Source organism: Micromonospora sp. D75, assembly GCF_018070405.1.
In the GTDB taxonomy this organism is placed as follows: Bacteria; Actinomycetota; Actinomycetes; order Mycobacteriales; family Micromonosporaceae; genus Micromonospora; species Micromonospora chalcea.
On the sequence record NZ_JAGPXV010000245.1, the window covers coordinates 1 to 8,085 of the forward strand.

The window sequence follows — 8,085 nt, forward strand, 5'->3', positions numbered from 1 at the left end:
CGACTCGACGCTCTGATCGGCCTCACCGACCCGCCCCGCCGGGCCAAGGACGCGATCACCGAAGCAGCCATCCGCGTCTGGTGCGACGCCGTCGGCGACGAGAACCCCGCGTACCAGGACCCCCGGTGGGCCGCCCGCTCCGTCTGGGGCGGCATCGTGGCCCCGGCGACCTCGCTGAACATGTGGACCCTGCCGGGCAACAGGCGCGCTCACCGCCACGCCGAGAGCCTCGACCGGGTCAACGAGGTCCTCGCCACCCGCGGGTTCACCTCGGTGGCCGCGGTGCAGACGGAGCACACCTACGTACGCCCGCTGCGCCCCGGCGACCACCTGGAGCAGTTCCCCTCCATCGGCGCGGTCTCCCCCGAGAAGTCCACCCGGCTCGGCCGGGGCCACTTCGTCGACCTCGTCAGCGACTACCGCACCGTCGAGGGCGAGCCGGTCGGCCGCGTCGTCCTGCGGATGCTCCGCTGGAACCCGGCGACCCGGACCGAGGGCCCGGCGAGGTCAGGGGACCGCCTCGCCCGCCCGGTACGCCCGGCCGCCGCCCCGGTCGACCTGCCGCCGGCCGGCACCACCGGCACCCTGACCGCGCACCTGCAACCCGGCTACGCCGCCGCCCCGCTCGACGAGCGCCCCTACCTCGTCGGCAGCGCCGACCTCGCCGACGGGACCCGCTTCACCGGGGACGTCGCGTACCTGCGCCCCGACCTCGTGCACGACGGCATGCCGGTCGTCGTGGCGCACCGGCGCACCCGCGACGGTGCGATCCTGCCGGTGCTCACCGCCCCCCGGCCGCAACGCCGCACGAGCACCCGCACCGGGGCCGAGGTGAGCATCGGGCAACGCCTCGCGCCCTGGCCGATCCCCGTCACCCAGCTGTCCATCGCGGCGCTGGCGACCGCGACCTTCGACTTCAACGACGTGCACCTCGACCGTGACGCGGCCCTCGAACGGGGCGCCCGCGACGTCTACATGAACATCCTCGGCTCCAGCGCGCTGGTCAACTGCTACCTCACCGACTGGGCCGGACCGGAGGCTCGCGTCGTCGACTTCCGCACCCGCCTCGCCGCGCAGAACCACCCCGGCGACACCTGCACCCTCGACGGCGTCGTCACCGGCCTGCAGCCGGCGGACGGGGGCACGCATGTCACCGTCGACGTCCGTGGCACCAACAGCCTCGGCGACCACGTCATCGCTTCCGCCACCATCGCCCTGCCCTGAGAGGAATCGCGTGCTCGCCAGCTACGTCGTCGACTCCGGCTCCCCCGACAGCCTGCGCCTCGGCCAACTCGACGCCCCGGCGCCCGGCCCCGGTCACGTGCTCGTGCGGGTCCAGGCGTCCAGCCTGGACCGGGTCGACACCTACATCCGTCGCGGCACCCACGGGATGGCGGTCACCGGCCCGGCCATCCTCGGCCGGGACGTCGCCGGCACCGTCGTGCGGACCGGTCCGGGCGTCACCGGCTTCACCCCCGGCGACGCGGTCGTCGGGCTGACCACCGGCGCCCACGCCGAGTACGCCGTCGTCCCGGCCACGCACTGCTTCCCGCGACCGGCCGCGCTCGACGCCGTCCACGCCGCGGCGGTGCCCACCGCCGGACGCACCGCCTACGACGCGGTCGTCAACCTCGCCGGCGTACGCCCCGGCGACCGGGTCCTCGTCGTCGCCGCCGCGGGCGCGGTCGGCACCTTCGCCGTCCAGTACGCCCACCACCTGGGCGCGCGCGTCTTCGGCACCAGCGCCCCGGCGAAGGCCGACGCGGTACGCGCCCTCGGCGCGCTCGACGTCGTGGACCACTATCGTCCCGACGTCGTCGAGTCCCTGCGTGCCGCACTGCCCGGCGGCGAGGTCGACGTCATCGTCGAGTCGGTCGGCGGCACCCTCTGGTCCGACGTGCTCAAGGTGCTCGCCCCCGGCGGCCGGCTGGTCACCTGCGGCGTCACCGCCGACAGCCACGCCCACCTGCACCTGGGTCGCCTCATGGTCAAGGGCTGGACGCTGCGGGGAATCGGCCGGCCCGGGCCCGCGGCGGTGGCCTGCCAGCTACGCGAGGCCCTCACCCTCTCGGCCGTGACCGCCGCCCCCGCGATCGCCGCGACGTACCCGCTCGAGCAGGCAACTGTCGCGCACGACCGGCTGGAGGCGTCCGAGTTCGTCGGGCGGATCGTCCTCACCACCGGCTGAGCCGCTCAGGCGAGCGGCTCACCCGAGACGGCGGTCAGGACGACGAGCGGGATCTGCCGCCCGAAGCCGGCGGCCCGTTCGGCGTAGCGTCCCACGTTCGGCTTGCGCGCCACGACGTGCGCGAACAGCTCCGGGTCGCGCTCGCCGTCGGTCACCCGCGCCCGCACCGGGACCGTCCTGCGCCGCAGAACGATCCAGCACAGTTCGTGGTGACGCGCGTTGACCACCCAGGCGGGGTCCTTGGGGCCGCCGCCCTTGGAGCCGACGACCACCAGATCCTTCCCGTACGGCACGTAGGGCAGCGCAGCGTCGCGCAGCTCCCCGGAGCGACGGCCCACAGTCGTCAGCAGCAGCGTCGGGTGGTACGGGAACCTGCCCGCCAGCGCGTACTGCAACGACACGAGCGAGAACCCGGTCCGTCGCACGAGGAACCGGTCGAACGCCATCCCGCGCGGCCCGCGGATGACGATCAGCCACGACCGGCCGTACGAGGCGAACGACCTCGTCTCCGCGCCGATCCGTCGGCTCACCGCGCACGCGCCAGCAGCGGCGACAGCGTCTCGGCGACGTCGGCGACGTCGTCGATGCCCCGGACCACCTCGACGAGCCGCTCCTGCGTGTCCGCGTCGAGGATCCCGTCGCAGAACGAGGCCAGCTTGCCGGTCACGAAGTCCCAGTCCGCCCGCGTCGTGTCGTCCCACGGGTCGCCCTGGGCGAAGTCCGACTCGACCACGTACTCCCGGCCGCCGGCCCGGATCGTCAGCGCGCCCCGCGTCCGGCGGATCTGGCCGCCCGGGTGTTCCCTGAGGTCGGCCTCCCACTCCGCGTCGAGCACCGGGTCGGGCGCCGTCGTGATCCGGCGCGCCAGGTCCCACACCGCCGGGTCGGCCAGCCGCTCGGGGTCGTACCACTGCGGTCCCGGTGCGTGCCCGAGCAGCGCCAGCGCCGCGGCGTACGGCATGTTGAAGGCGCCGTCCAGCGGCGCGACGGCGGTGTCCGGGATCCGCGGGGCCGGCTCCCGGAACTGCAACGTCCGGTAGGCCGCCGGGCTCAGCCGGATCTCCATGGACTCGATCTGCGACACCGGCACCCCGTGGGTGCCCGGGAACGCGCGGATCGCGTCGAGCGCCGCGTGGGTGAAACGGCACGTCGGGTACGGCTTGAGCGACGTCTCGGTGATCCACCACTTCGACCCCAGGCCGGCGACCATCTCGTGCCGCTCGCCGCCGAGGAAGCCCATCGCCTCGATGAAGCCCGGGGTGCGGTCCAGCACGTCCAGGTCGCCGGTGTAGCCCTCCTCGGCCAGCGCCGCGCCGAGCATCCCGGCGTGCGCGATCGCGCCGTACGGGCCGTACTTGAACGCGTTGAACGAGCGCCGCTCGGCCATGTAGGAGTTCTTCGCCGGCGGGGCCAGCCAGGCGACCAGGCCGAGCGCGTGGGCCAGCCGCTCCGGCTCCCAGCCGCCCACGACAGCGCACGCCGCGGCCGCGCCCATCGAGGCGTACCCGTGCGACGACAGCGGCGACCAGCGGAACTGGCCGTCCTCGAAGGCCATGAGCGAGGTCGACAGGTTCAGCCGCGCGTTGATCTCGAACGCGATGATGCTCGCGCGCAGCAGGCTCGCCCCGTCGGCGTGCAGCCGCTCGGCCTCCGCCAGACCGGCCGCGACGCCGAAAACCGCGAAGTGCGCCGAGTTGAAGAACGTGTCGTCGGCGTCCAGCGCGTTCATCATGTCCGCGTTGGCGTGCGCGGCGTTGATCGCCGCGACCCGCTGCTCCAGCCCGAACACGGTCGCCTCGGCCGGGCCGCCGAACCGGGCCGCGACCCGCTGGACCATGCGGCTGCGCCGCAACCGCACCGCCGCCAGCCCGCAGACGAGCGAGTCGAGCAGGACGAGCCGGCCGTAGTCGCGTACCGACTCGGGGATCTCCTCGTCGCGCGTGGTCGCGAACCGCGCCAGCAGCTGCGTCCGGGTCGGTTCCGTCGTACCGGTCACCGTTCAGCCCACCCTTCCGGGCGCGACGAGCCGGTTGCCCTGCGCGTCGCGCGGCAGCGGCACGGGGATCGCCGCGAGCAGCTTCTTCGTGTACTCCTGCCGCGGGTTGGCGAAGATCTGGTCCGTCGTGTCCGTCTCCACCACCTCACCTGCGGCCATCACCATGACCCGGTCGGCGATGACCTCGACGAGGGCCAGGTCGTGACAGACGAACAGGTACGCCAGACCCAGCTCCTCCTGCAGGTCCCGAAGCAGGTTGAGCACCTGCGCCCGCACCGACACGTCGAGCGCCGCGACCGGTTCGTCGCACACGATGAGGCTCGGCTTCATCGTCAGCGCCCGGGCGATCGCGACCCGCTGCAACTGCCCGCCGGACAGCTCGGCCGGGTACCGCTCCAGGTAGCGCGAACCGATGCCGACCTTGTCGAGCAGCTCGACGGCCTCCTTCTCGCGCGTGGCCCGGTCCTTGTCGGTGTGCACGAGGAGAGGTTCGGCGACCGCGTCCCTGATCGTCATCCGCGGGTCGAGCGAGCTGTACGGATCCTGGAAGATCATCTGCATCCGCTGGCGCAGCGCGCGCAGTTGCTTCGGCTTCGTGGCCAGTACGTCGATCCCGTCGAAGGTCACCGAACCGGAGTCCGGCTCGATGAGGCGCAGCACCATGCGCCCGACCGTCGACTTGCCCGCGCCGGACTCGCCGACGACGGCGAGGCACTCGCCGCGCTCCAGGGTGAAGCTCACCCCCTTGACCGCGTTCAACCATTTCGTACGCCGGCCGAGCCAGTCCCGGCCGGCGCTGAACGACTTCGTGAGGTTCTCGACTTCGAGCAGGCTCATCAGACCGTCACTCCATCCAGAGAGAGCTCCGCGGCCCGCACGCACCGCGCATGGTGCTCGGCGGCGCCGTCGAGACGGACCAGGCCGGGGTGGGCCACGTCGCACCGGCCCGGCACGGCGAACTCGCACCGGCTGCTGAACCGGCACCCGTGCGGCCAGGCGCCCGGCGCCGGGATGCCACCGGGGATCGCGCGCAACCGCCGGTCGGTGCTCAGGCCCGGCTTCGGGATCGAGCCGATCAGGCCGGACGTGTAGGGGTGCCGCGGGTGGAAGAACAACTGCTCCGAGGGCGCGTTCTCGGCCACCTCGCCGGCGTACATGACCACGACGTCCCGGCACAACTCGGCCACCACCGCGAGGTCGTGGCTGACGAACAGCAGCGCCACCCCGGTCTGCTCCTGCAGGTCGCGCAGCAGTTCGAGGATCCGCTCCTGCACCGTCACGTCGAGCGCCGTCGTCGGCTCGTCGGCGATGAGCAGGCGCGGGTTGCACGCCATGACCATCGCGATCATGACGCGCTGGCACATGCCGCCGGAGAACGCGTGCGGGTAGTCGTCGATCCGCTGCGCCGCCCGCGGGATCTGCACCATGTCGAGCATCTCGACGGCACGGGCCCGGGCTTGCTTGCGGTTCATGCCCAGGTGCTTGCGCACCGACTCGGCGATCTGGTCCCCAACCGTGTACGCCGGGTTGAGGCTGCGGATCGGCTGCTGGAAGATCATGCCCATGCCCGGGCCGCGCAGGTCCCGCCACTGCTTCTGGGTGCCCGCGGTGAGATCCACGCCGTCGAAGACGATCCGGCCCGAGGCGATCCGTCCTCCGGTCGCCCCGGTCAGGCCCATCACCGCGATGGAGGTCACCGTCTTGCCCGACCCGGACTCGCCGACCAGGGCCATCGAACCGCCCGGCTTGAGCGAGAACGAGACGTCCTGGACGGTCGTCTGCCAGCCGCCCGAGGGCGAGGGGAACTCGACGCTCAGGTTCTCCACGCGCAGCAGGTCCGCCGTTCCGCCGGTGGCGTCGGTCCTGGTGCCGGCGGGCGCCGTTTCACGTGCCATGTCAGCTCCTGGTGGTTGCCGGACGGTCAGTTGCCCGAGCGGGTGCGCACGAGGGCGCGACGGACGCCGTCACCGACGTAGGTGAAGGCGAGGACGGCGAGGAAGATCATCACGCCGGGCGGCCACACGAGGTACGGCGCGAGGCGCATGTTCGACGAGGCCGTCGAGAGCATCGAGCCCCAGCTGGCCGCGGGGGCCTGGACGCCCAGCCCGAGGAAGCTCAGGCTCGCCTCGGCCGCGACGGCGGTACCAAGCGACACCGAGATGACCAGGATGATCGGCGGCAGCACGTTGGGCAGCACATGCCGCACCGCGATCCGCAGGGTGCTGCAGCCCAGGGCGATCGAGGCCTCGATGTAGGTCTCGTGCCGCACGTCCATCGTGCCGGCGCGGGCCACCCGGAAGAAGCGCGGGGCCATGACCAGGCCGATGGCGAGCATCGCGTTGGTGATGCCGGCGCCGAGGACCGCGACGATGGTGATGGCCAGCACGAGCGACGGGGCGCTCATCAGCGCGTCCATGATGCGGGTCAGGATCGCGTCGACCCAGCCGCCGCGGTAGCCCGCGATCATGCCGAGCGGCAGACCGAGGACGAGCGCGACGGCCGCGGCCTGCAGCGCCGCCCACAGCGAGACCCGCGCGCCGAAGATGAGCCGGCTCAGCACGTCCCGGCCGTAGTCGTCGGTCCCCAGCCAGTGCTCGGCGTTCGGCGGCCGGAGCCGCAGCAACAGGTTCTGCACGTCGGGGTCGTACGGTGCCAGGGCCGGGGCGAAGATCGCGATGAAGGTCAGCACGAGCAGGAAGACGCCGGCCGCGATCGTCGCGGGGCGGCGCACGATGCTCTTGAGGATGCCGGGGGCGGCGACCGGCTCCGGTTCGCCCGTGCCGATGGCCGCCGCCGGCACCTCGGCGAGGCCCGAGTCGTTCCCCGGCGCCGGAGCCGAGGGGGTCTGGTTGGAGCTCATGACCGCACCTTCGGGTTGAAGTAGCCGTAGGAGATGTCGACGATGAGGTTGACGAGCACGACGACAGTCGTGCTGAACAGGACGAAGCCGAGCAGCACCGGGATGTCACGGCCCTGCACCGCCTCGATCGCGGTACGACCGAGGCCCGGCATGTTGTAGATCATCTCGATGGTCACCGACCCGGCGAGGACCTCCGCGACGCGGAAGCCGAGGACGGTGACGACGGGGATGCATGCGTTCTTCAGGGAGTGCTTGAACACCACGCTGGATCGCGACAGTCCCTTGGCCTCGGCGTTGAGGACGTAGTCGGACTTCATGACCTGCCCGAGCGCCGAGCGGAGTTGCAGGGTCACCTCGGCCGCGGGTAGCAGGCCGAGGGCGATGCCCGGCAGGACGAGGTGCGACAGCCACGGCCAGAAGCCGTCGGCCAGCGGTTGATAGCCGAACGCCGGAAACATCTGCAGGCCCACCGCGAAGACCGAGGCGAGCACGAGGCCGAACCAGAAGCCCGGGATGGCGATCGCGATCGAGGCGAGCCCGTTGACGAACCGGTCGACGATGCCACCGGAGCGCAGCGTGGCCACGAGGGCGAGGGTGGCCCCGAGCACGACGGCGAAGATCATCGCGACGAGCACCAGCGACATCGTCGTGGCCATTCGCCGCGTCAGCAGCTCGATGACTGTCTGATCGGACAGGAAGGACGTGCCGAGGTCGCCGCGCAGGACGTCGCCGACCCACATGGCGTAGCGCACCAGGACCGGAGCGTTGAGGTTGAGTTCCTCGCGGATCGCCTCGACACGTTCCGGGGTCGGCTCGTCGCCGGCCAGGACGACGGCCGGGTCGCCCGGAGCGAGTTCGATCAGGGCGAAGACGAGCAGCGGGACGACGAACAGCAGGGGTATTGCCGCGAGCAAGCGCCTGCTGGCGTAGCGGATCATGTCCTACCTCGACTCTGAGCGTGTGCCTGGGACTGCGCCTCGCACGGCCTGGTGCCGGCAAGGCCGGTGGTGTCGCCGCCGGCCCCCGCCGCAGCGGGGGGTC

General features: G+C 72.3%; 8 protein-coding genes. 2 read left to right on the forward strand and 6 right to left on the reverse strand.

Translation table 11 applies throughout. The features are described from left to right. Both KBX39_RS16255 and KBX39_RS16260 read left to right on the forward strand, forming a co-directional pair. A partial coding sequence (locus KBX39_RS16255) for a MaoC family dehydratase N-terminal domain-containing protein (RefSeq protein WP_210871336.1) occupies positions 1–1,224 on the forward strand: 1,224 nt, incomplete at its 5' end. Positions 1,225–1,234: 10 nt separating this feature from the next. Next, positions 1,235–2,188 carry a zinc-binding dehydrogenase gene (locus KBX39_RS16260; protein ID WP_210871338.1) on the forward strand — a complete coding sequence of 318 codons (954 nt, stop codon included), beginning with the start codon at positions 1,235–1,237 and terminating at the stop codon, positions 2,186–2,188. A 5-nt stretch (positions 2,189–2,193) separates the two neighbouring features. On the opposite strand, the gene KBX39_RS16265 is transcribed toward KBX39_RS16260, so the two are convergent. Genes KBX39_RS16265 through KBX39_RS16290 form a run of 6 tightly spaced genes read right to left on the reverse strand, consistent with a single transcriptional unit; the run spans position 2,194 to position 7,982 of the window. Next, complete coding sequence (locus KBX39_RS16265; protein WP_051611044.1) at positions 2,194–2,718, reverse strand: nitroreductase/quinone reductase family protein; 525 nt, start codon at positions 2,716–2,718, stop codon at positions 2,194–2,196. Further along, complete coding sequence (locus KBX39_RS16270; protein WP_069090071.1) at positions 2,715–4,184, reverse strand: MmgE/PrpD family protein; 1,470 nt, start codon at positions 4,182–4,184, stop codon at positions 2,715–2,717. The genes KBX39_RS16265 and KBX39_RS16270 overlap by 4 nt, the downstream gene beginning before the upstream one ends. Before the next feature lie 3 nt (positions 4,185–4,187). Beyond that, a complete protein-coding gene (locus tag KBX39_RS16275) occupies positions 4,188–5,021 on the reverse strand; it encodes an ABC transporter ATP-binding protein (RefSeq protein ID WP_051611046.1) in 834 nt (277 codons plus the stop codon). Beyond that, positions 5,021–6,079 (reverse strand): ABC transporter ATP-binding protein, encoded by a 1,059-nt coding sequence (locus KBX39_RS16280; protein WP_064446347.1) that lies wholly within the window; start codon positions 6,077–6,079, stop codon positions 5,021–5,023. Before KBX39_RS16280 ends, KBX39_RS16275 begins: the two co-directional genes overlap by 1 nt. Positions 6,080–6,105: 26 nt before the next feature. Further along, positions 6,106–7,044, reverse strand: a complete 939-nt coding sequence (locus KBX39_RS16285) for an ABC transporter permease (protein WP_210871340.1) — start codon at positions 7,042–7,044, stop codon at positions 6,106–6,108. Further along, a complete protein-coding gene (locus KBX39_RS16290; RefSeq protein ID WP_043324835.1) occupies positions 7,041–7,982 on the reverse strand; it encodes an ABC transporter permease in 942 nt (313 codons plus the stop codon). Before KBX39_RS16290 ends, KBX39_RS16285 begins: the two co-directional genes overlap by 4 nt. Between the last annotated feature and the right edge of the window lie 103 nt (positions 7,983–8,085).

Excerpts from the sequence above, each read along its gene's own strand:
- KBX39_RS16290 (WP_043324835.1), bottom strand. The coding sequence starts at position 7,982 with ATGATCCGCTACGCCAGCAGGCGCTTGCTCGCGGCAATACCCCTGCTG.
- KBX39_RS16285 (WP_210871340.1), bottom strand. The coding sequence starts at position 7,044 with ATGAGCTCCAACCAGACCCCCTCGGCTCCGGCGCCGGGGAACGACTCG.
- KBX39_RS16280 (WP_064446347.1), bottom strand. The coding sequence starts at position 6,079 with ATGGCACGTGAAACGGCGCCCGCCGGCACCAGGACCGACGCCACCGGC.
- KBX39_RS16275 (WP_051611046.1), bottom strand. The coding sequence starts at position 5,021 with ATGAGCCTGCTCGAAGTCGAGAACCTCACGAAGTCGTTCAGCGCCGGC.